The following is a 23211-nucleotide window of genomic DNA, read 5'->3' as shown; positions in this document are numbered from 1 at the left end:
CAAAGAGGCTGCTGAAATGGCGAATATTTCGCTTTCAGTAGCCTTTTTGTTGTTATGGCATTGAAGTATGTCCTGCAAGAGCACGTTTTTCTTGCTCCGTATCAAATTCTTTTTCCATTTTTGACACGACCACTGTTGCCACGCCGTTTCCAATTAGATTTGTCACTGCACGTGCCTCTGACATAAAGCGATCTACGCCAATTAATAGGGCAATTCCTTCTACTGGAATCATAGGAAAGGCTGCCAATGTTGCGGCAAGTGTAATAAAGCCAGAGCCTGTTACACCAGCTGCTCCTTTAGAGGTAAGCATTAAGATGGCTAGTAACGTAATTTGATGCCAAACATCTAAATCCACCCCATATGCCTGTGCAATAAAGATAGCAGCCATTGATAAATAAATGGAAGTGCCATCTAAATTAAACGAGTAACCAGTTGGGATAACGAGCCCTACTACTTGCTTAGAACAACCATAGTTTTCAAGTTTACGCATCATGGAAGGTAGTGCAGATTCAGATGAAGATGTCCCAATAACGATAAAAATTTCATCTTTAATGTATTTAATAAATTTAAAAATACTAAAGCCGAAGTAGCGTGTAATTAATCCGATAATCACAACAATAAAAATAAACATTGTAGTATAGACGGATAACATTAAAAACCCTAAATTTCCAAGTGATTTAAGTCCGAAGTTTCCGATTGTATAACTCATGGCACCGAACGCACCAATAGGAGAAATTTTCATTACCATGTTAACAATTTTAAAGAAAATATCTGCTACTTGTTCAAAAAATTTAATAACAGGTTTTGCTGGTTCTCCAATCGCTGCTGCAGCTAGTCCAAATAAAACAGCTGAGAATAAGACAGGTAATAATTCACCATTCGCTAATGCACCTACCACATTTTCAGGGATAATTTGCATGATAAAAGCACCTAAGCCATGTTCTGCAGCCGCCGCATCTGTATATTGTGAAACATCAGCACCGCTGGCAGCATCTGTATTAAAGCCTTTTCCTGGTTGAACAATATTGACAACAATTAAGCCAATCGCAAGTGCAAATGTTGAGACAATTTCAAAATAAATTAAAGCCTTCCCACCAATTTTCCCAACCTTTTTGACATCCCCCATACTACCAATACCGATGACGACTGTTAAGAAAATAATCGGTGCTATTAACATTTTAATTAGTTTAATAAAGATGTCCGCTAATATTTTTAGCTTTGCCCCGAACTCAGGGAATGTTGCCCCGACAATGATCCCTAGTACAATGGCAATCAACACTTGTACTGTTAAGTTTTTAAAATTTATCCGCATAATAGTTCTCCCCCTACAACATCTATGAATATTGTGTGAACGCTTTCATGTGGTTATCATAGCTGAAATTTTCCGACAATAGTGTTTATGACCGTAATGTTTGTATTGTTCATTTTGTTCATTTTTTAGGGAGGGGAGAGATAAAGCTAGTAATAACAGGGGTTTCAGGCTGTTTTATAGTAGATTTGAGATTATCTAATCTATTATAATACAAAAGAAAAAATCCTTACGGTTAGTAAGGATCTTTCATTAATGAACAAAAGTATTAAGGCGCAACGATTTTTTCAATCTCTGTTAAGATGCGATCATTTTGAATATGGGCTTTATAAAAATCGTAGACAGGCGCAAGCTGCTCTTTAAAGCGCTGTCTTTCTAGTGGACTCATTGTATAAACATCAAAGTCATCTTGCTGTTTAAGCTTCTGCATATCTTTTTCATTCATCAGTGCAGCCTGTTCAAATTGCCAATCTGTTGTTTCTTTCATGGCATCCAACAATTGGTGTTGAATTTTTACAGGCAAGGAATTCCAAAAGGTTTCGTTCATTAACACAGCATAGCCCAAAATACCATGCTGGGTGATGGTCATATGTTTCTGTACTTTGTAAAAACCTTTTGAGTAAATATTCGATGCTGTATTTTCCTGCGCGTCAATCGCATGCTTCTCTAAATCTGTAAAAACCTCGCTAAAGGAAATGGGCATAGGCGTTGCTTTGACCACTTCAAATTGCTTTTCCAATGTTTTACTAGGCATCGTTCGCACACGTAAGCCCTGTAAATCCTTAAATGTATGGATAGGATGATCAGAAGAGGTTAAATGCTTAAAGCCATTGTACCAAAAGCCAAGTCCCTTAATATGAAACGGCTCTAGTTCGTTGACTAATTGTTCACCTATAGAACCCGTCAGAACCTCCTTGACTTCATCATCTGTCTTAAATAAATAAGGTAAATCCAATACCTGCCAATTAGGAACATAAGCGGTCATCTTCGAAAAAGTAGGAATAATCATTTCTACGTCTCCCTTTTGTAAAGCCTGGAACTCATTTTCATCATTGAATAAAGAAGAATTTGAGTAGACATGTACTTTAACTTTCCCATTTGTTTTTTCTTCTACTAGCTCAGCAAATTTATTGGCCGCTTGTCCTTTAGGCGTATTCTCAGCAACTACATGACTCAAATGAATCGTTATTTGTGTGTCTAACCCATTTTGCTCATCATCATAGGGAAGTGGCTTGGCAAAGAGTAATCCTTGCTGAATACTAATGGTAACGATTAAAGCAAAGACAGTAATCATCGTTCCTATAATAAATTTTTTCATTGAATACACCCAATTTATTCGTATTTTCTGATGTTTTTGTTATTCTAACATATGGAGTACGCTAAAATATAGTAGGAGGGAGGCGGCCATCTTGAAATTTCAAAAGTTATCGATGCAGAGAAAAATCATGTCACTGACGTTTTTTATTCTGATGCTTTCCTTTAGTATTGGTGGTACTTTCTTGTTAGGGTTTGTAATGAATGAACAGAAAACAAAACTAAGTGATCAAGCACTACTAGTGGCCAAAACCGTCTCACAGCTTCCTGAAATAAAAACGTATATTGCTAGCGAAAATCACCTCGAGGCCATTCAACATATTAACCCTGTAGTAGAAGAAATCCGTGATATCAATGGAGCAAAGTATATTGTTGTTCTTGATATGGAACGTCGAAAATATTCTCACCCCAATAGCCAGGAACTTGGTCGAATATCGCAATCGGGTGATTTAAACGCTGCGTTTTCTGAGCATTATTATACGTCGATCGCTCGTGGAGAGCATGGTGATATGGTGCGTGCATTTGTACCGATTATGAATCAAGAAGGTCAACAAATCGGTGTTACGGTAGTGGGGTTCAGTGTACTTACAGTAGTGGAATTACTACAATCAATGGAAACAGAGCTGATGATTACTGTTCTATTATCTTTAATCTTTAGTGTATGGGGTGCACGAACTTTAGGGCTTCATATGAAGAAGCAAATGTTTGGATTAGAGCCTCATGAAATTGCCAAAATGTATGTGGAGCGTACAGAAACATTTAATGCCATGCATGAAGGCATCATTGCCATCGACAATGATTTAACCATCACAATTTTTAATGAAAAAGCTTGTGATATATTAGGTGTTCATGAAAAACCCTCTGTACTAATTGGTCAGAAAATCTTTCATGTCCTGCCTGATACACGACTTCCAGAAATTTTAGAGCTAGATCAGCCATTATTTAATCGTGAGCTATATATTAATAATCATAGTATTATGAGTAACCGAATTCCGATACAGGTTAATGGGGAAACCGTCGGGGCAGTAGCCATGTTTAAAGACCGTACGGAAGTGAAAAAGCTTGCAGAAGAACTAACGGGCGTTCGAGCTTTTGTCCAAGCTCTGCGCGTACAAACGCATGAGCATAAAAATAAACTGCATACGATAGCAGGTCTTTTACAGCTCGGTCATCATGAACAGGCACTCACTTATATAACGCAAGTGAAGGAAGAACATGATGAAATCACGAATTTTTTAAATGAACGTATAAAAAATGAAAATATTTCTGGGCTATTGCTTAGTAAAATTTCTTATGCTAAAGAACAAGGAATTCGACTAGAGATTGATCGTGAAAGTCGATTAACAACCTTCCCACCTAATTTGGATCATCATGATTTCGTTATTCTATTTGGTAATTTAATCGAGAATGCATTTGATGCATTAAAAGATGTACAGGTTGAGGAGAAAGTGATTCATGTTTCAGTAGATGAAGATGAGGATGTCCTTGCGATTTTAGTAACGGATAACGGTGTTGGCATGACGGAAGAGGTCAAACAGCACATATTTGACAATGGTTATTCTACAAAAGAGAAAAACTACCGTGGAATAGGGTTGTTCCTAATAAAAGAAATCGTTGAAAAAGGACAGGGTGATATTGAAGTCATCAGTGAACCCAACAAAGGGACAAGTTTTTTAATCACCTTTTATTATTCATAATTGGATGGAGGGCAGACAGTGGCACAAATCAAAGTATTATTAATTGAGGATGATCCAATGGTGCGAGAGGTAAATCGTCAATTTATTGAAAAGGTAGAACATTTTCAAGTGATTGGACAGGCATCTAATGGCTTAGAGGGCATTACACAAATTCGTCATCATCAGCCTGATTTAGTCTTTATGGATATTTTTATGCCCGAGCAAGATGGTATTACGAGTTTACGCAAAATACGCGAGCTGGATTTACCAGTGGATGTCATCACTGTAACGGCTGCGAATGATATGGAGACGGTGAAACAGGTACTGCATCTAGGTGTCTTTGATTATATTATGAAGCCATTTTCATTTGAACGAGTCAAAGGGACACTTGACAATTATTTACGCTTTAAGAAGCAAACACAAATAGAACGAGAGCTTACACAGGGAGAATTGGATCAGTTATTTCATTATCGTGATGAAAAAAATAACATAGAGCTATCACATACACTACAATCAGAGAAAAATCTTCCAAAAGGTTTTAATCGTACAACACTCGAAAAGGTGGTGCACTTTTTACAATCGGTAGATGGTGCATCGGCTGAAGAGGTAGCAAGTGGAATAGGAATTGCCCGTGTAACGGCCAGAAGATATTTGGATTATTTAGAGAAGCAAGAGGAAATTACAATGGATGTCCATTATGGAGGCATTGGTCGCCCTATCAACTATTATTTTAGTAAATAGAGAAAATCCTGATTGTCATCATGGCAACCAGGATTTTTTAGCTGTTAATTAATAAGGCAAAATTTTATCAACAGGTGTTGGTGTTTTAATTTTCGGCAGGATTTTATTTAATGTTACCGTACGCTTAATCTCGTGTGTAGAAGGGTCATTTTCATCAAATTGATCAAGGAAGGAAATAACCTCTTTTACAATCGGTGTTGGCGTAGAAGCACCTGCTGTGACAGCTACAATGTTAATGCCTTTTAACCATTCTACTTTTAGCTCTGAAACGTCAGCAATTCGATAGGATGGTGTTCCTGCAATTTCTACAGAGACTTGTGTTAAACGGTTGGAGTTATTTGATTTAGGATCACCTACAACAATTAGTAAATCCGCTTCTCCTGCTTGCTGAGCAACAGCTTCTTGACGAACCTGTGTAGCTAAACAAATCTCTTTGTGTACCTCTATATGTGGGAACTTTTCTTTTAAACTATCCATTAAATGGGCGACATCCCATTGACTCATTGTCGTTTGATTTGTGACAAGTAATTTATCGTTCGTTAATTGTAACGCATCAATATCAATAGAGGACTGCACTAAGTGGACATGATCCGGAGCAACGCCAATGGCACCCTCTGGCTCGGGATGTCCTTTTTTACCAATGTAAATAATATCATAGCCTTCTGCAGATTTTTCGCGAATTAAATCGTGAGTAACTGTTACATCAGGACATGTAGCATCAATGGACACTAAGCCTTTTCGCTTCGCAATTTCACGAATTTCTGGTGAAACACCGTGTGCTGTGAAAATGACCGTACCTGTTTCAACTTGCTCAATAATTTCTTGGCGGTTTTCACCATCTAACGTGATGATACCATCCTCTTCAAACGCGTCTGTGACATGTTTATTATGCACAATCATCCCTAAGATGTAGATAGGTCTTGGTAATGTTTTATCAAGTGCGGCATTACGTGCGATCACCATCGCATCGACAACACCGTAGCAATAGCCACGTGGATTAATTTTCAATACTTGCATGGTTGTGACTCCTTTCAAGCTTACCTATCTACATTATAACGGACAGGGACGGTGAATACAAAGAAACGTTCATTTACATAGGTGGTTGGAAAATACGTGGTTTGGATGGAAGTGGTTCAGCTGGCGTAAATGATGCACTTTGCCTAGATGATCGTCTACTTCCAGTAGCGGCCTTACTATCACTACCTGCTGCTTCAGCGCCAGCTCCAGCGGAAGGAAGTCCTTGGAATCCTTTATACAATTTTAAAAGAGATGGAATATTTTTCACCATCGGCATGGCTTGTTGGATATAAGGGGTATAGGTTTTAGCCGTATTGAATAAACTGTTGGCTTGCTGTAAAAACGAACCGACTTTCGAAGCTTCTTGCACAGGTGGCATCGGCATTTGCCCTCCAAAGGAACCTATTCCATTAGCCATTGGAAAGCCGCCTGGAATTCGTGGTGGAACAGGGAAGCCTCCAGGCGGAAAAAAGGACTGTGGCGACATCTGTGAAGGTGTTGGCATGGGCATGGGCATTCTCATGCCACCCGGATACATAGGGTATGGATAAGGTTGTCGAAATACCATAATGATCTCCTTTCTACTTGTTTTTCATTGATGACATACCTGACTATAGCTATGATATGCAAAGGCTAATGGTGGGGTGCGATAATTTCTAAGGCGAATTCATCAATGAAAGAGCAGAAGTGCAAATAAACCTTCTGCTTCGATCTTCTTATTTTATTCATCTTCATGATAGCGAAGCATTCGATAGCCGACTCGCACATGTGTCTGTATAAGTTTAGGCTGTGCTGGGTCGGCTTCTATTTTTTTTCGAAGTGTTGCCATAAAAACTCGTAAACTTGGAATATCTGATTGAAGGGCATTATGCCAGATTTCTTTTAAAATAAAATTATGGGTTAGAACCTTTCCAACATGCTTGGATAAAACAACTAAAAGTTTATATTCAATAGGTGTGACATGTATTTCTTTTCCATTCACTAATACTGTTTGATTGACATAATTGATTTGAAGATAACCATTGGTAAATGTTGAACTTTCCTGTTCAGGTGGATGTTCATAGGCTGCTCTGCGCAATGCTACACGAATTCTTGCTAATAATTCTTCCACACTAAAGGGCTTCGTGACATAATCATCTGCACCTGCATCCAAAGCGTTAATTTTATCATATTCTTCCCCACGCGCACTGACGACAATAATGGGCGTTTGAGTCCAACTTCTAATTTTTGTAATAAGCTCTACACCATCCATGTCCGGTAGTCCTAAATCTAAAATATAAACATCGGGTTTCATGGTAATAGCTTTTTGAAGTGCACTGTTCCCATCTTGAGCAATGTCGAATTCATAATGCTGGGTAGATAATGTCATTTTAATTAAATTGGCAATGGCCACATCATCTTCTACTACTAGAATTCGTTTATTCATCAAATTTCTTTACTCCTTTTTCAGTGAAAAGTTAAAAATTGTTCCTTGCGGTTTATTATCTGAAACAGTTATGTGACTACCATGTAACTTTAAAATTGTTTGACACAGTGCTAAGCCTAGCCCCAGTCCTCGTCTACTATCACTGCGTTGGACCTTGCCAGTCGTAAACGGCTCAAATAAGCTACCTTTTAAGGAATCATCAATTCCTGGCCCATTATCCGAAATGCTGAAATTTACTAAACCATCACATTCCTTCACCGAGATAGTAATGTCACTGCCTGGAGGGGTGTAAGTCAATGCATTATCAATGATATTGACGAAAACCTGTATAATCAATCTAGCATCCATTAGGCTCAATAAAAATTCTGGTTCTATTTGATAGGATATTTTATGAGAATTGTTTTGGTGAACAACATGGGAAAGAGCCTCTTGAATAATATCTTCTACTAATTCCATTTGCATTTCTAAAGCAAATTGTCCATCCTCTAGCTTAGAAACAGCTAGTAAGTTTTCTACCATTTGGACAAGCCATTTTGAATTATTAAAAATATCCTCATATAATTTGTTTTTTTCACTATCAGGTATTAATGATGCATTATTCAGTAAGATATCCGCATTTCCAGAAATAGCAGTAAGCGGTGTTCGAAGGTCATGGGATATGGCCCGTAACAGGTTAGCTCGCATCTGCTCCATTTCAGCCTCTCGCGCTACTTCTTCATTGAGCTTCTGTAAATACCATTTATCCATTGCGAATGAAAAATCATTAATGATGGCGTGCAAAATATTGCGTTCAAATGCAGGTAGAGGCAATAATTTAGACAGTGCAATACCAATAACCCCCTTAACATGACTATTAGAAATAACAGGTATATAGTAAGCACTCACTTCAGGAAATATATCTGTTGATACACCAGCTACATGCTTATTATTCGTCACCCAGCTCACGACGCCATGCTCGTTTGGATTATTGAAAAGTGTAGCTATTTTTTGATTTTCTATTGCAGATATTTTCTCCGTTCGGAAAAAAGTAGATTTCCCAATTACCTGATTGTCTATTTCAAAAAATTGCACAGGTTTTTCTACTAATTTGACAATTTGAGTCATACCTTCCGTAATAATTTCTTCGATAGACTTTGCGTGTTGCAGTCTCCGATTCGTTTCAAGGAGTACTTCCATTCGATAAGATTTCCGTATGGCTATAGTAGTTTGCGCCTTGATCTTTTTCGTTAAACTACTTGTAATTACACCAGAGAGAAACATGATAAAAAAAGTCATAGGATAGTCACGATGATACGCATCAAATGAAAACCGTGGCTCTGTAAACAAATAATTAAAAAGTAAAACAGCAACGATAGAGCTAATAATGCTCATTATCCATCCTGATGACCAAATAGCAAGAATGAGAACACCTAGAATATAAATGGTTATAATATTAGGCTCACTAATATCAATGGAATACAAATATAAGCCGACTATGGATATTACGCTAAATACGATAAACATTTTAAATAGATCAAGCCATTCAAATGCCAGTTTATTTTTGATACTAGGAAAGTAGAATTGTTCATTTTCTTGATCTGGCACTATGTGTATAGATAAATTCGGCACATATTCGTTAAGGCGATCACTAATTTTGGTGTTTGGCTGCCACCATTTTTTTCTCATACTTGTTCGACCGATGACAAGTTTAGTGACACCACTAACTTGAGCATAGTTGGCAAGGGCTGCGGCTACGTCATCTTCTTGAACAATGACAACATGACCGCCAAGCTGTTCAACAAGTTTGATGTGCTGTTGTAAGCGTTCTGAATCGGCGTGATTTCTTTCATGTGCCTGCATGTTTTGAACATAGAGAGCGGTAAATTTGCCATGTAAGGCTTGTGCAAGCCTTGCAGTAGTTCGAATCACTTTTGCATTTGTAGGAGAACTACTGATTCCTACAAGTAAGTGTTCTTCAATTTGTACATAATTTCTGACAGATTCGTTACTGTTTAATTGTTGATAGTTGATTGTATCGGCTGTTCGTCGTAATGCGATTTCCCGTAGTGATACTAAATTTTGTCTGCGGAAAAAAGAATGTAAAGCTTTCTCTGCCTGTTGCTTGACATATACCTTTCCATCTTGCAGACGTTGAATTAATTCGTCTGGTTCAATATCGACCACTTTTATTTGTGCAGCTTGATCAATTAAATAATCAGGAATACGTTCTCGCACTTTAATCTCAGTGATTTCTTCTACTAAATCATGAAGACTTTCAATATGCTGAATATTTACAGTTGTAAAAACATGTATCCCTTTAGCAAGTAGTTCTTCAACATCTCCAAAACGCTTCTTGTGCCGCATCGTTGGCACGTTAGAATGGGCCAATTCATCGATCAGGACAATTTTTGGTTGGCGCTGCAATACGGCATCTATATCCAATTCCTGAAATATTTTTCCCTTGTAGGTTATTATCTTTGTAGGAATTTGCTCAAGTCCTTCTAGTAATGCTAACGTTTCTGGACGAGGATGCGGCTCCACATAGCCAACCACTACATCTTTACCGAGTTTTTGTGCCTGATGTGCCGCATCTAACATGGCATAAGTTTTACCTACCCCTGCAGCATAGCCGAGAAAGATTTTTAATTTCCCTTTAGTTTGTTCCTCCTGTTGAAGCCTCGCAAGAAACATCTCTGGAGTTGGGCGTTTATCTTCCATCCTCTTTCACCTCATTTGTATTATAGCGTTAACTTCCATTAAGAAAGTGTAAAGATTTTGCTTCTTTATCCTTTCTTAATAGAAAAAAGGATTTCCTAACACTACATTAATTTGAAAGTCAGTATGATGAGAGCATCCTTAAGGAGAAGAGGTGTTACGATTGATGGATTTTTTTATGATGGGCTTACTAATCATAAGCTTTGCTTGTGTTTTGGCATTAACAGTATGGTGCTACAAACTAGTAGAAGAGTAACGAGGAGGAAGTCAATTTGTGGATTTTTATGGGAGTAGTACTAGTATTTCTATTTGGTTATTTAGGGCATGCATTACTTTATCCAGAAAATTATTAAAGGCTGGGGGGACACACTATGTGGCAAATAGCCATTGTACTCATTATCTATCTACCGCTCGTTATTTTAACGGGTCATTATTTATATCGAGTAACATTACAACAAAAAACTTGGCTTGATCCTCTATTAGATAAAGTCGACGCAGCAATTTATAAAGTTTGCGGCATTAAACGACTTGATATGACGGGCAAAGAATATGTACTTTCATTAATTATTTCAAATGCCATGATGGTGTTTGTGGGATATATCATACTACGCATTCAAGCATTACTATTTTTAAATCCAAATAATATTGACAACATGGAAGCTACTCTTTCGTTTAACACAATTATTTCTTTTATAACGAATACAAATCTTCAACACTATAGTGGTGAATCTGGACTCAGCTATCTATCACAGATGCTAGTCATTACTTTTATGATGTTTACATCAGCAGCTACAGGTTATGCCGCTTGTATGGCTTTCTGTCGTAGATTAGTAGCTAAAACAGATACGATAGGGAATTTTTTTGTCGATTTTGTTCGTGTTATTACTCGTATTTTAATGCCTTTTTCCATTGTTGTGGCTCTTATTTTAGTATCTCAAGGATCACCCCAAACCTTCAATGGCAATCAAACAGTACAAACAATAGAAGGTAAATTGCAAGATATTGCACTTGGACCTATTGCTTCTCTTGAATCTATTAAACATATAGGGACAAATGGTGGTGGTTTTAACGGAGCCAATTCAACCACACCTTTTGAAAATCCGACCGTTCTTTCAAATATAGTAGAGATGTTATCTATGATGTTATTACCAGGGGCATGTGTCGTCGCTTTTAGTCTGATGGTTGCCTACAGAAAAGAGAAAACTATTTTTGGAAAACAGGGGTTAGCTATTTTTACGGCAATGAGTATATTGTTCCTCGTAGGATTAGTGACTGTGTACATTGCAGAGAAGGCTGGTAATCCATTCATTAGTGAACTCGGCATTACACAGGAGCTTGGGAGTATGGAAGGAAAAGAAATACGCTTTGGGGTAGCACAATCGGCATTATTTACGACTGTAACGACTGCATTTACTACAGGGTCTATTAACAATATGCATGATACTTTAACGCCACTCGGTGGTCTAGTACCTATGTTTAATATGATGCTCAATGTTGTGTTCGGAGGCAAAGGAGTTGGCCTGATGAACATGATGATGTATGTCCTGCTGACCATTTTCATTGCCTGTCTAATGATTGGTCGATCTCCACAGTTTTTAGGTAAAAAAATCGAAGAAAAAGAAATGAAATTAATTGCTCTTTGTATTCTAATTCATCCTGCTATTATTTTGCTCTTTTCAGCACTTGCGGTTGCAACACCATCTGGAATAGCTGGAATAACGAATCCAGGGGCACATGGATTATCACAAGTTCTATATGAATTTGCCTCTGCCTCTGCCAACAATGGCTCTGGCTTCGAAGGTTTAGCGGATAATTCAACCTTTTGGAATATAACAACAGGTTTTGCTATGTTCTTTGGTCGTTATGTAACTATAATTATTCAATTAGCTATCGCTTCTTTACTTGCTAATAAAGTAAGGCATAGCGATTCAGTAGGGACATTAAAAACGGATACGACAACTTTTACTTTTTTACTTGTGGCTGTCGTTTTGATGATTGGTGCGCTGACATTTTTACCAGCTTTAGCACTTGGTCCAATTACAGAGCACTTACAACTTTATTCTTAATGAGGAGAGACACATATGGAAACAGCAAGAAAAAGTTTTATGACTGGCGTCATACTAAAAAGAGCATTAATAGATGCTTTTAAGAAATTTAGCCCCATATATATGCTGAAGAATCCTGTTATGTTTGTTGTGGAGGTAGGATTTTTGTTCGTGTTACTATTAGTTCTTTTTCCAAATTTGTTTGGTAATGAGAGTGGAGAACATGCACGATTATATAATGGTATTGTAGCTATTATTCTATTTGTTACGATTCTATTTGCCAATTTTGCAGAGTCGATTGCAGAAGGAAGAGGGAAAGCACAGGTCCAAACATTAAAAAAAACAAAGACAGTGACACAGGCACGTGTTTTGCTAAATGATGGTTCTGAAATTTTTAAACTGGCACATGAATTAAAAAAAGGCGATATGGTGTTAGTTCAAGCTGGAGAGATCATTCCCAATGATGGGGAGGTCATTGACGGAATTGCTACTGTAGATGAATCCGCAATTACAGGTGAATCTGCTCCTGTAGTGAAAGAACGGGGCGGAGATTTTTCGTCAGTTACGGGCGGGACGACGGTGACAAGTGATTGGTTGATAATCGAAATTACTTCCATGCCTGGTGAATCATTTCTAGATAAAATGATAACGCTTATTGAAGGAGCTAGTCGCAAGAAAACACCAAATGAAATAGCACTTAACACACTTCTTGTAAGTTTAACGATTATTTTTCTATTAGTTGTGGTGTCACTCTACCCAATGACAACTTATTTAAATGTGCCGATTTCTATCGCTACATTAATTGCCCTGACAGTTTGTCTAATTCCGACAACAATTGGTGGATTATTGTCGGCGATCGGAATTGCAGGAATGGATAGAGTAACGCAATTTAATGTTATTGCGATGTCTGGTAGAGCGGTAGAGGCATGTGGAGATGTAGATACATTAATCCTAGATAAAACAGGAACGATCACGTATGGAAATCGCATGGCTGCTGAATTTCTACCAGTAAAAGGGGTGGAGGGTAAAGATTTAATTCAAGCTGCATGGCTAAGTTCTCTAACAGACGATACACCAGAGGGGAAATCTATTTTATCATTGGCCACCCAATTAGGGGTAAATACGGACAGTGAAGAAAACATGATTAAGTCAAGTGAGCATATTCCATTTACCGCACAGACACGAATGAGTGGTTTAGATACACTCGATGGCACTAAAGTTCGAAAGGGAGCCACTGATACGATAAAAAAAGAATGTATGAAAGCAGGTCATAGCATTCCTAGCAATTTGGATCAATTGGTTCAACAAGTGTCTTCTGTTGGTGGTACACCACTGTTAGTAGCGTTAAACGATAAAATATTAGGGGTTATTTATTTAAAGGATGTCGTCAAGGCTGGACTGAAGGAACGCTTTGAACAACTTCGTGCAATGGGCATTAAAACGATTATGTGTACGGGTGATAATCCACTTACTGCAGCAGCAATCGCAAAGGAAGCGGGCGTAGATAGCTTTATTGCAGAAAGTAAGCCAGAAGATAAAATTCAAGTGATTAAAGACGAGCAGGCACAAGGTAAAGTTGTAGCGATGACGGGTGATGGTACGAATGATGCGCCAGCACTGGCACAGGCGAATGTAGGGCTTGCCATGAATTCAGGAACCAATGCAGCAAAGGAAGCTGCGAATATGGTTGATTTAGATTCAAATCCAACTAAAATTATTGAAGTTGTCGAAATTGGCAAGCAGTTGCTAATGACTCGCGGTGCTTTAACTACATTTAGTATTGCAAACGATATCGCAAAATATTTTGCTATTATTCCAGCTATGCTAATGGTTGCTGTACCTGAGATGAAAGCATTAAATATTATGAATCTCAATTCACCTACTAGTGCCATTATTTCTGCCTTAATTTTTAATGCGGTCATTATTCCATTGCTTATTCCAATCGCCATGAGAGGCGTTAAGTATAAGCCAATGAGTGCCGCGAAATTATTGAATAAAAATTTGCTTGTGTACGGTGTTGGCGGAATAATAGCCCCGTTTATTGGCATTAAAATCATTGATCTACTAGTAGGACCATTATTTCGTATAGTTGGATTATAGGGAGGAAGCTATATGCGAAAAATTTTTGATAGTTCTAAGCAGGCATTACTTATAACAATCGCCATGTTCATTATATGTGGTTTAATATACCCGTTTGCCGTGACAGCTTTAGCCCAAGGGGTGTTTCATCAACAAGCAAATGGCAGTTTACTAGAAATGGACGGTCAAGCGGTTGGTTCTGAATTAATCGGTCAAAATTTTACTGCTCCAGAATATTTCTGGGGGCGTGTTTCATCTGTTAACTATAATATTTATACGAAAGAGGATATGCTACCAGATGACAATGGCGAAGTGAGCTACAGTGGTGTTAGCTCTGGTACATTTAACTATGCATCAACGAATCCAGAATTGAAGAAACGGATAGAGGCAGATATCGAGAAGTTTTTACTTGCAAATCCATCCGTACAACGACAAGATATACCTTCTGATTTAATGACTGCCTCAGGTTCAGGATTAGACCCACATATTAGTGTGAAGGCGGCACAAATACAAGTGGACCGAATTGCCCAAGCAAGTGGGCTTTCAAAGGAAGAAATTAATAAAATTATAGAGGCAAATATACAAAAACGTACATTAGGAGTATTTGGAGAAAATAAGGTGAACTTCCTTATGGCGAATCTGGAAATTAAGGGGAAAATGGATAAAGTTAAAGATTAAAAAACAGGTAGAGGAAGCCTCTCTACCTGTCTCTCTATATTAAGCTTGTGAATTTACAAGGATTTTAATATGATTTCGCTCTTTCATTAATGCCTCGAAACCCTCTGTCACCACTTCATCAAGTGCAATGCGTTTTGTGACAAGCTTGTCCGCAGGGAAGTAACCTTGTGTCATGAGCTCCATTACTGCTGGGAAAATATCACGGTACGCGATAATTCCTTTGACTGAACGCTCTGATAGAACAAGATTGTTTGGTTGAATAGATGCAGTAGACTCCCAAATAGATACGATGATTGTTTCGCCTTCAAAAGTTGTGGAATCAATGGCTTGTTGTAATACCACTGGAACACCTGTTACTTCAAAGGCAACGTCTACGCCGCCGTTTGTTAATTCATGTAGACGAGCTACTGCATCTTCGTCTTTAGGGTTAATTACGGCTGTTGCACCAAGTTCTAAAGCTTTTGCGGCACGCTCTGCTGAAAGCTCTACAGCATATATTTCTGCTGCGCCTGCTGCACGTAATGCTTCGATCACAAGAAGCCCGATTGGACCTGTTCCAAATACAGCCGCTTTGTCGCCAGCTTTCAATTTACTTTGACGTACTGCATGTAAGGCAACTGCTGCTGGCTCTACAAGTGCCCCTTGTTCATAAGAAAGACCTTCTGGCATTTTGTGAACCATTTTTTCATCTACCATTGTATATTCAGAGAATCCTCCGCCACCGCCTGATAAACCGTGGAAACCTAGGTGTTTACAAATATTGTATTTCCCCTTTTTACACGCTGCACATTCACCACATGCAAGGATCGGTTCAACAACGACAGGATCTCCCACTTTAACGGATGTTACACCATCGCCAATTTCTACGACTTCTCCTGAGAATTCATGTCCCATAACAATTGGTGCGATATCTTTACTTACATAGTGAGGTTGCTCCACTGGAATAAAGATTGGCCCAGCTGCGTATTCATGTAAATCACTACCACAAATGCCTGTCCAATGTACTTTAATCTTTACTTTTCCAGGTGTGATGACTGGTTCTTCAATGTTTTCTACACGGATGTCTTTTGCTTTATACCATCTTGCTGCTTTCATAATCTATCAACCTCCTATAATATCTTACAGCACCATCATAACATGTGGGAAATATGCTAATCATTAGTTCACTATAAATTGACATAAAAATTACATATTACTAGCGTTTTCGAACATTGTTACAGCGCTTTTTTGATTGCATATTCTGCGTATTTCAAGTACCTTTGATAAGGGCTTTGTTACGGTGATTATAAAACACTAAAATTATGTTTATGCTTGTAAGAAATAGGACGTAAATATACCTTAAAGTTCGAATCATGGTACAATGAGAAAGATGTTAGGAGGAACGAATGATGTCAAAATATACTGATTATAATTTTCAGCCATTTTTGCAGGACGCCATTGCAAAACTTGGCTTTACAGAACCGACACCAATTCAAAAAGAAATTATTCCACTTTTATTAAAAGGGAAGAGTGCCATTGGACAGGCACATACAGGAACAGGGAAAACACATAGTTTTTTAATTCCAATTGTTCAACGTATTGATGCAGAAAAACAGGAAGTACAGGCCGTTATTACTTCCCCTACACGAGAGCTGGCACAGCAAATTTTTGATGCTTTAAATCAATTAATAGAAGGAACTGCTATTCAAGCGAAACTATTTATTGGGGGTACGGACAAACAACGCTCCATTGATAAATTAAAAACACAACCTCAAATTGTTGTTGGAACACCTGGACGTATTCGTGATCTTGTTTCAGCACAAGCGTTATTTGTGCATACGGCACCAATGTTAGTTGTCGATGAAGCAGATTTAGCTTTCGATATGGGCTTCATAGAAGAGATTGATGGATTTGCTTCACAGATGCCAGAAAAGCTTGAAATGTATGTTTTTTCTGCAACGATTCCAGAAAAACTTCAGCCATTTTTAAAGAAATATATGGAAGCTCCAGTGCACATCCATATGAATGATAAACGACCAGTGGCAGAAGGTATCGATTTTGTACTTGTGCCAGTGCGCTCAAAATCTCGTAACAAACGTTTATTAGAAGTCATTGAAGGTATCAATCCGTTTTTAGCCGTTATTTTTACTAACACACGTAAAACGGCAGAGCATGTTGCTGGTTATTTAAATGAGCATGGCATCCGTTGTGGCCAAATTCATGGTGATTTAAGTCCACGTGATCGTAAAAAGATGATGAAGCAAATTCGTGAACTCGACTATCAATACATTGTTGCTACTGATTTAGCGGCACGTGGTATTGATATTCAAGGAATTTCTCATGTTATTAACTATGAAATTCCAGAGGACTTGGAATTCTTCATTCACCGAGTTGGACGTACAGCACGTGCAGGCAATAAAGGAACAGCCATTACTTTATTTGAACCGTCTGATGAGGATGCAGTAGTTCGTGTCGAAAAAATGGGCATTCCATTTGTGCAAAAAGACGTAAAAGATGGCGAATGGTCTGAGTTAAAAGAACGTCACGCACGTAAAAATCGAGTGAAGCAAGAGAATGAAATCGATGTGAAAGCGAAAGCGTTAGTGCGTAAGCCTAAAAAAGTTAAACCTGGCTATAAACGTAATATGAAATGGGAAATGGAAAAAATAAAAAAACGTGAACGTCGCTTAAAAGCACGAGGTAAAAAATAAGGGGGCTTTTACATGTTACTTGGCTCACATGTTTCGATGAGTGGGAAAGAAATGCTGCTTGGCTCTAGTAAAGAGGCACTATCTTACGGTGCTAATACATTTATGATTTATACAGGAGCTCCGCAAAATACGCGTCGTAAAGCCATTGCGGATTTAAACATTATGAATGGTCTCCTGCATATGAAAGAGCACGGCATGACGAATATTGTTGTGCATGCACCTTATATTATTAATATCGGCAACACAGAAAAACCAGAAACATTCCGTCTTGGGGTTGATTTTCTACAATCTGAAATTGAACGTACAGCAGCACTGGAAGCAACGCAAATTGTTTTGCATCCTGGTGCTCACGTCGGTGCTGGTGCTGACGCTGGGATTGCGAAAATTATTGAAGGCTTAAATGAGGTATTAACACAAGACTATCCCGTTCAAATTGCTTTAGAAACAATGGCAGGGAAAGGGACAGAATGTGGACGCTCCTTTGAAGAGCTTGCGAAAATTATAGATGGCGTCACTCATAACGAACGTCTTTCTGTCTGCTTTGATACTTGTCATACACATGATGCTGGCTATAATATTGTGGAAGATTTTGATGGTGTATTAAACGAATTTGATAAAATTATCGGTGTGGATCGCATTAAAGTCTTGCATATTAATGATTCAAAAAATGTGCGAGGTGCTGGTAAAGACCGTCACGAAAATATTGGCTTTGGTCATATTGGCTTTGATGCCCTAAACTATGTGGTGCACCATCCGCAATTGATGAATGTTCCTAAAATTTTAGAAACACCATTTGTGCCGCTAAATAGTGATGGAAAATCTAAGGTAGCTCCGTATAAAGTTGAAATTGAAATGTTACGAAGTGGTACATTTAAGCCTGAGCATATTGAAGCGTTAAAAGGCTAATACCCGATATGGAGCAAGATAAAGAAGCCCGAAATCAGTATAGTACACTGATTTCGGGCTTCTTTTTACTTTGTAAACAATGCGATGAGTTGACGAGAGCGCTTTCTTCCTAAAACCGCCTCAACTTCTACTAGAATGTCCTTTGGAATGCCTAAAAAAAGCCAAGAAAATGAGAATTGCTCCAAATAAGGTCGAAGTTTTTTGACTTCCGAAGTCGTAATGTTAAAGCCTTCTTCACGAGCAATCGCGACAATTTCCTTATCTGTGCTTTGTGACAATTGCTGTAAAAATTGAATACTCAAAGTCAATCCTCCTTTATCGCGTTTTATTTTCATGACATCATGTACACACGCGCAATCAGCCCATTCGAAAAAGCATCTGTCTTCTTTTCTTTACAAAAACTGCACTTTCCTTTATACTTACAATTTGTAAATCGTAATGATTTTGAATTAGAAAGAAGCGATCATGCATGAAAACAACACTTATTGATATTGAAAATGTGTCATTTCAATATGACTATACACACGTTTTAAAAAACATCTCTTTTCGTGTAGAAGAGGGTGATTTTTTAGCACTTCTCGGTCCGAATGGTTCTGGGAAATCAACGCTATTAAAAATCATTTTAGGTTTATTAAAGCCTTTGTCTGGAGAAATAAAATTATTTGGTGAACCAAGTGCAACCTTCAAGCATCGTGAATGGATTGGCTATGTTTCTCAAAAATCTAATGCCTTTAATTCCGGATTCCCAGCAACTGTGCAAGAGGTCGTGAAAAGTGGATTAACGAAAAAAATAGGGCTCTTTAAAAGACCAGGGCGAGATGCTAAAGGGAAAGTTCAAGCAGCTTTAAAAGCAGTTGGCATGGATGCTTTTATGCATCGTAACATTGGCGAGCTATCTGGTGGACAACAACAACGCGTCTTTATTGCAAGAGCTTTAGTTAGTGATCCAAAACTACTCATTTTAGATGAGCCAACTGTCGGCATTGATCATGAGAATGTGCAGTCATTTTATGATATGCTGGCGAAATTGAATCGGGAACAAGGAATTACCATGATTCTTGTCACACACGATGTCGATACGGTATCGAATCGCATTAGCCATGTGGCATGTTTAAATCAAACCATTCACTTCCACGGCTATAAAAATGACTTTGATAATATCTCCCAGGATGCGCTAGACGCTTGGTATGGTCATTCCGTGAGAAAGATTCATTAGAAGGAGTAGGCACCATGATTGAAGCAATTTTAAACTATGAATTTTTACAAAATGCCTTTTTCTCTGGATTATTAATTGGCATTCTTGCTCCATTATTAGGTGTGTTTATTGTTGTACGAAGGTTATCCTTAATTGCGGACGCTTTGTCACATGTAACACTTGCAGGAATTGCGGGGAGCTTATATATCAGCCAGTCTGTAACAGCCTTAGCCATGCTCAATCCTATTTATCTAGGAATACTAGCCTCTGTTAGTGGCTCTATTTTAATTGAGCGTCTAAGACGTTTGTATAAACACTATGAGGAGTTGGCCATTCCCATCATTATGTCAGGTGGTATCGGCATAAGTGCCATCTTCATCTCACTGGCTAGTGGCTTTAGCACAGATTTAATGAGCTATTTATTTGGCTCGGTATCTGCAGTGTCACGCCAAGACTTATGGGTTGTAATCGGAATTGCAGCTGTTGTCATTGTCTTTTTGTTTTTATTTTTTAAAGAATTATTTGTTTTATCTTTCGATGAGGAATATGCAAAAGCTAGTGGACTGCCGGCACGTTGGGTTCATCTTTTATTTATGATTGTGACAGCACTTGTCATTGCAGCAAGTATGCGCATAGTAGGGATTTTACTTGTGTCATCATTAATGACGTTACCTGTTGCAGCTGCAATGCGCTTGGCAAAAGGCTTTAAGCAAACGATCATCTATGCTATCCTCTTTGGAGAAACGGCTGTCTTAATTGGTCTAATTAGTGCCTTTTATATGGATTTAGCGCCGGGTGGTACGATTGTTGTCACTTCGATTTTGATTTTGTTACTAGTAATCCTAGGAAAGAAAGTAGCATTTAAAATGGCTGCAAAGCAGGGGGAGGTAGCACAATGAATGTTTCAAGAGCGTGGGAAATATTAAAAGAAAATGGCTATAAAAAAACAGATAAACGGGAGTTACTATTAGATATGTTTGCTGCAACAGATAAATATCTGACGGCCCGCGATTTATTGGACGTTTTAAAAAAGGATTTTCCAGGAATGAGTTTTGATACTATTTATCGCAACCTTGCTACTTTTGTGAAGCTGGGGATTTTAGAAGAAACGGAGCTATCAGGAGAACGTAACTTCCGTATGCACTGTGAATCTGCCCATCATCACCATCATTTCATCTGTATGGACTGTGGCAACGTCAAAGAGCTGAATCTTTGCCCAATGGAAATGCTAGGAGAAAAATTGCCTGACTATGAAATTGAAAATCATAAGTTCGAAATATATGGCAAATGTCCAGATTGTAAGCATGAAACGCTGTCAAATTAAAAGACGACAGCGTTTTTTCTATGTAGAAAGAGGGTAGCACCTATATAGGGCTGGCTACCCTCTTAACTTATTAAGCTACTGCTACTCTACGGATCGCAACAATTTTATTACAATCTACAATTAAAGGAGAAGCAGGTGCTGCACCTGGCTCAAGGAAGTATGCACAGCAAGTTCGTGGATCGAAGGAAATGAAAGTCACACCTAAGAAGCTAATACCTCCAGATAAGAAGATATCTAGTGTAGTAGCAAGCTCTAATTTTCTTAATTGTTGACAAATACAACTTCTACAGTTGCTGCTCATTCTTGGTGTACATTTTTCCTCTTTTTGACAAGGACATTTCTCAACTTTACGTTGACAGCATTTTTCCACCTTTTTAGGACATTTACAGCCTTGCCAGTTCATCTGTGTCGTATATCGTTTATCTTCCATCGTCTAGACCTCCCTTCCTCTAGTTTCGTAAGGGTAACCCTTACACTAATAATCTATGTTTGGTGCATAACTAGAGGTTGGCGATATGTCCGATAGGCAGCTTAAAAATCTATATTTCTCTCAAAATCTTTTGCATTGTGTAAAGCCCTAAGCTGAAAAATTGCTATAAATATCTAATTCAAATGATTTGTATGAGGATAGATTTGCATGATTTTTTTAAACAAAAAACGACGAGTCATTACAGAAACGTAATTCGTCGTCGTTTAGTATAAGTCTATTGATGTTTTTGTTGGAACGCTACCATGAAATCTCGTAAAGCCTCACAAGCCTCAAGAGGCACTGCATTGTAAGTGGAAGCACGACAGCCACCTACAGATCGATGCCCGTTTAGCCCTACAAAGCCTGCTGCCTTCGCCTCTACAAGGAATTGCTTTTCAAGCTCCTCATCTGCAACACGGAATGTAATGTTCATTAAAGAACGGCTATCTGAAGCCGCATGACCTTTGTAGAAGCCATTACTATTGTCAATGGCATCATAAATCACTTTGGCCTTTAATTCATTGTGTTTTTCAATTGCAGCTACGCCACCTTTAGCTTCTACCCACTTTAATACCTCTCCTAACATATAGATACCAAATGTGGGTGGCGTATTATAAAGTGAATTACTATCAGCGTGTGTTGTGTATTTCAGCATTGTTGGGATATTTTTATTGGCTTTCTCAAGCAGATCTTTGCGAATAATGACGACCGTTACCCCTGATGGACCAAGGTTTTTTTGAGCGCCTGCATAGATGATTCCGAATTTTTCAATATCCACTGGTTTTGACAGAATATCACTAGACATATCGGCAATTAATGGAACATGTCCTGTGTCAGGATAATTACTCCATTGTGTACCGTAGATCGTATTATTCGATGTGATGTGTACATAGGCATCATCTTCATTGAATTGAATGTCTGCTAAAGCAGGAATATTGCGGTATTGGTTTTCTTTTGTGCTTGCAGCTTCAACAGGTGTACCAAACAATTTCGCTTCCTTAAAAGCTTTTTCAGACCATGAGCCTGATAATACATAGCTAGCTTTTTGCTCAGTTGTTAAGAAGTTCATAGGAATCATTGTAAATTGAAGACTTGCGCCACCTTGTAAAAATAGCACCTCATAGTTTTCTGGAATGGCATAAAGTTTTTTTAATAAAGCAATGGCTTCGTTATGTACTTCGTCGAAAATAGCACTACGGTGACTCATTTCCATAATGGACATACCTGAATCACGGAAGTTTACTAATTGTTCTTGAGCTTTTTCTAATACTTCTTGTGGTAGTGCAGATGGACCTGCGTTGAAATTGTATGCACGTTGTGTCAAAGTGGTACACTCCTTGTTTGGTTAATAACAGAACTTTACTGGATTATACCCCAATTTTCAAGAGAAAAAATAAAATTCTTAATATTTGAGCAGAATAGCGACAGACTCGCAACAAAATGGTCACATTTAAGTCTGTTTTGAAGGTTAAATACGAATGAAAAGAAGTTTTGGTCACATAAATAAGTTATATATTTCGTGATTTATACATATTGTTGTGATTTAATTCATGCAATGTTCGTGTTTAAAGTTATGTGAATTATTCTACTATTATAGATAAAATGTATAAAAAGCACCAAAACAAGCAAAATCGATTGCAGTACTCTC

20 protein-coding genes are annotated in these 23211 nt (G+C 38.1%); 10 read left to right on the top strand and 10 right to left on the bottom strand.

The features are described 5' to 3' along the window. Positions 1-52: 52 nt before the first annotated feature. Positions 53-1312, bottom strand: a complete 1260-nt coding sequence (locus MHI22_RS08280; protein ID WP_036120458.1) for a dicarboxylate/amino acid:cation symporter — start codon at positions 1310-1312, stop codon at positions 53-55. Between the two features lie 265 nt (positions 1313-1577). Then, on the bottom strand, positions 1578-2627 hold the full coding sequence (locus tag MHI22_RS08275; protein WP_036120455.1) for a TRAP transporter substrate-binding protein: 1050 nt from the start codon (positions 2625-2627) through the stop codon (positions 1578-1580). A 112-nt stretch (positions 2628-2739) separates the two neighbouring features. On the opposite strand from MHI22_RS08275, the gene MHI22_RS08270 reads away from it, so the two are divergent. Continuing rightward, complete coding sequence (locus MHI22_RS08270; protein ID WP_445668848.1) at positions 2740-4320, top strand: ATP-binding protein; 1581 nt, start codon at positions 2740-2742, stop codon at positions 4318-4320. 18 nt (positions 4321-4338) lie between these two features. Next, complete coding sequence (locus MHI22_RS08265; RefSeq protein ID WP_036120451.1) at positions 4339-5040, top strand: response regulator; 702 nt, start codon at positions 4339-4341, stop codon at positions 5038-5040. Between the two features lie 48 nt (positions 5041-5088). Here MHI22_RS08265 and MHI22_RS08260 read toward each other — a convergent pair whose 3' ends face one another. The 4 genes from MHI22_RS08260 to MHI22_RS08245 form a co-directional block, all read right to left on the bottom strand. After that, positions 5089-6057 (bottom strand): 4-hydroxy-3-methylbut-2-enyl diphosphate reductase, encoded by a 969-nt coding sequence (locus tag MHI22_RS08260; RefSeq protein ID WP_036120448.1) that lies wholly within the window; start codon positions 6055-6057, stop codon positions 5089-5091. A gap of 73 nt (positions 6058-6130) precedes the next feature. After that, positions 6131-6625, bottom strand: coding sequence for a VrrA/YqfQ family protein (vrrA, locus tag MHI22_RS08255; RefSeq protein ID WP_036120445.1), 495 nt, complete (start codon positions 6623-6625; stop codon positions 6131-6133). A 153-nt stretch (positions 6626-6778) separates the two neighbouring features. Beyond that, on the bottom strand, positions 6779-7483 hold the full coding sequence (locus tag MHI22_RS08250) for a response regulator (protein WP_036120442.1): 705 nt from the start codon (positions 7481-7483) through the stop codon (positions 6779-6781). Between the two features lie 9 nt (positions 7484-7492). Continuing rightward, on the bottom strand, positions 7493-10180 hold the full coding sequence (locus tag MHI22_RS08245) for a sensor histidine kinase KdpD (RefSeq protein ID WP_340811691.1): 2688 nt from the start codon (positions 10178-10180) through the stop codon (positions 7493-7495). Between the two features lie 368 nt (positions 10181-10548). Here MHI22_RS08245 and kdpA point away from each other — a divergent pair, with 368 nt between their 5' ends. Genes kdpA through kdpC form a run of 3 tightly spaced genes read left to right on the top strand, consistent with a single transcriptional unit; the run spans position 10549 to position 14979 of the window. Continuing rightward, positions 10549-12243, top strand: a complete 1695-nt coding sequence (gene kdpA / locus MHI22_RS08240) for a potassium-transporting ATPase subunit KdpA (protein ID WP_058844118.1) — start codon at positions 10549-10551, stop codon at positions 12241-12243. Positions 12244-12258: 15 nt separating this feature from the next. After that, the gene (gene kdpB / locus MHI22_RS08235; protein ID WP_340811689.1) at positions 12259-14322 is read left to right on the top strand and encodes a potassium-transporting ATPase subunit KdpB; all 2064 of its coding nucleotides are present in this window, start codon (positions 12259-12261) and stop codon (positions 14320-14322) included. A gap of 12 nt (positions 14323-14334) precedes the next feature. Then, entirely contained in the window at positions 14335-14979 is a 645-nt protein-coding gene (gene kdpC / locus MHI22_RS08230; RefSeq protein WP_340811686.1) for a K(+)-transporting ATPase subunit C, read from the top strand. Positions 14980-15018: 39 nt separating this feature from the next. Here the strand turns inward: kdpC and MHI22_RS08225 are convergent, their stop codons facing one another. Beyond that, positions 15019-16074, bottom strand: a complete 1056-nt coding sequence (locus MHI22_RS08225; RefSeq protein WP_036120426.1) for a 2,3-butanediol dehydrogenase — start codon at positions 16072-16074, stop codon at positions 15019-15021. 293 nt (positions 16075-16367) lie between these two features. Between MHI22_RS08225 and MHI22_RS08220 the strand changes: the two genes are divergently transcribed. Beyond that, positions 16368-17669 carry a DEAD/DEAH box helicase gene (locus MHI22_RS08220; RefSeq protein ID WP_036120423.1) on the top strand — a complete coding sequence of 434 codons (1302 nt, stop codon included), beginning with the start codon at positions 16368-16370 and terminating at the stop codon, positions 17667-17669. Positions 17670-17681: 12 nt separating this feature from the next. After that, entirely contained in the window at positions 17682-18575 is an 894-nt protein-coding gene (locus MHI22_RS08215; protein WP_036120421.1) for a deoxyribonuclease IV, read from the top strand. A gap of 65 nt (positions 18576-18640) precedes the next feature. Here the strand turns inward: MHI22_RS08215 and MHI22_RS08210 are convergent, their stop codons facing one another. After that, on the bottom strand, positions 18641-18877 hold the full coding sequence (locus MHI22_RS08210; RefSeq protein WP_036120418.1) for an endonuclease IV: 237 nt from the start codon (positions 18875-18877) through the stop codon (positions 18641-18643). Between the two features lie 167 nt (positions 18878-19044). On the opposite strand from MHI22_RS08210, the gene MHI22_RS08205 reads away from it, so the two are divergent. The 3 genes from MHI22_RS08205 to MHI22_RS08195 are packed head-to-tail and all read left to right on the top strand — an operon-like array spanning position 19045 to position 21094. Then, positions 19045-19791 (top strand): metal ABC transporter ATP-binding protein, encoded by a 747-nt coding sequence (locus MHI22_RS08205; protein ID WP_036120413.1) that lies wholly within the window; start codon positions 19045-19047, stop codon positions 19789-19791. A gap of 14 nt (positions 19792-19805) precedes the next feature. After that, on the top strand, positions 19806-20669 hold the full coding sequence (locus tag MHI22_RS08200; RefSeq protein ID WP_036120412.1) for a metal ABC transporter permease: 864 nt from the start codon (positions 19806-19808) through the stop codon (positions 20667-20669). After that, complete coding sequence (locus MHI22_RS08195; protein WP_036120410.1) at positions 20666-21094, top strand: Fur family transcriptional regulator; 429 nt, start codon at positions 20666-20668, stop codon at positions 21092-21094. The genes MHI22_RS08200 and MHI22_RS08195 overlap by 4 nt, the downstream gene beginning before the upstream one ends. 70 nt (positions 21095-21164) lie before the next feature. Here MHI22_RS08195 and MHI22_RS08190 read toward each other — a convergent pair whose 3' ends face one another. Continuing rightward, entirely contained in the window at positions 21165-21524 is a 360-nt protein-coding gene (locus MHI22_RS08190) for a hypothetical protein (protein ID WP_036120408.1), read from the bottom strand. A gap of 274 nt (positions 21525-21798) precedes the next feature. Further along, a complete protein-coding gene (gene serC, locus MHI22_RS08185) occupies positions 21799-22887 on the bottom strand; it encodes a 3-phosphoserine/phosphohydroxythreonine transaminase (RefSeq protein ID WP_340811685.1) in 1089 nt (362 codons plus the stop codon). Positions 22888-23211: the final 324 nt, after the last annotated feature.

It is taken from the genome of Lysinibacillus sp. FSL L8-0312 (assembly GCF_038003285.1).
Lineage (GTDB): Bacteria > Bacillota > Bacilli > Bacillales_A > Planococcaceae > Lysinibacillus > Lysinibacillus fusiformis_D.
The sequence above is the reverse complement of the archived record's forward strand: the minus strand, read 5'-3'. Positions and strand labels throughout refer to the sequence as shown.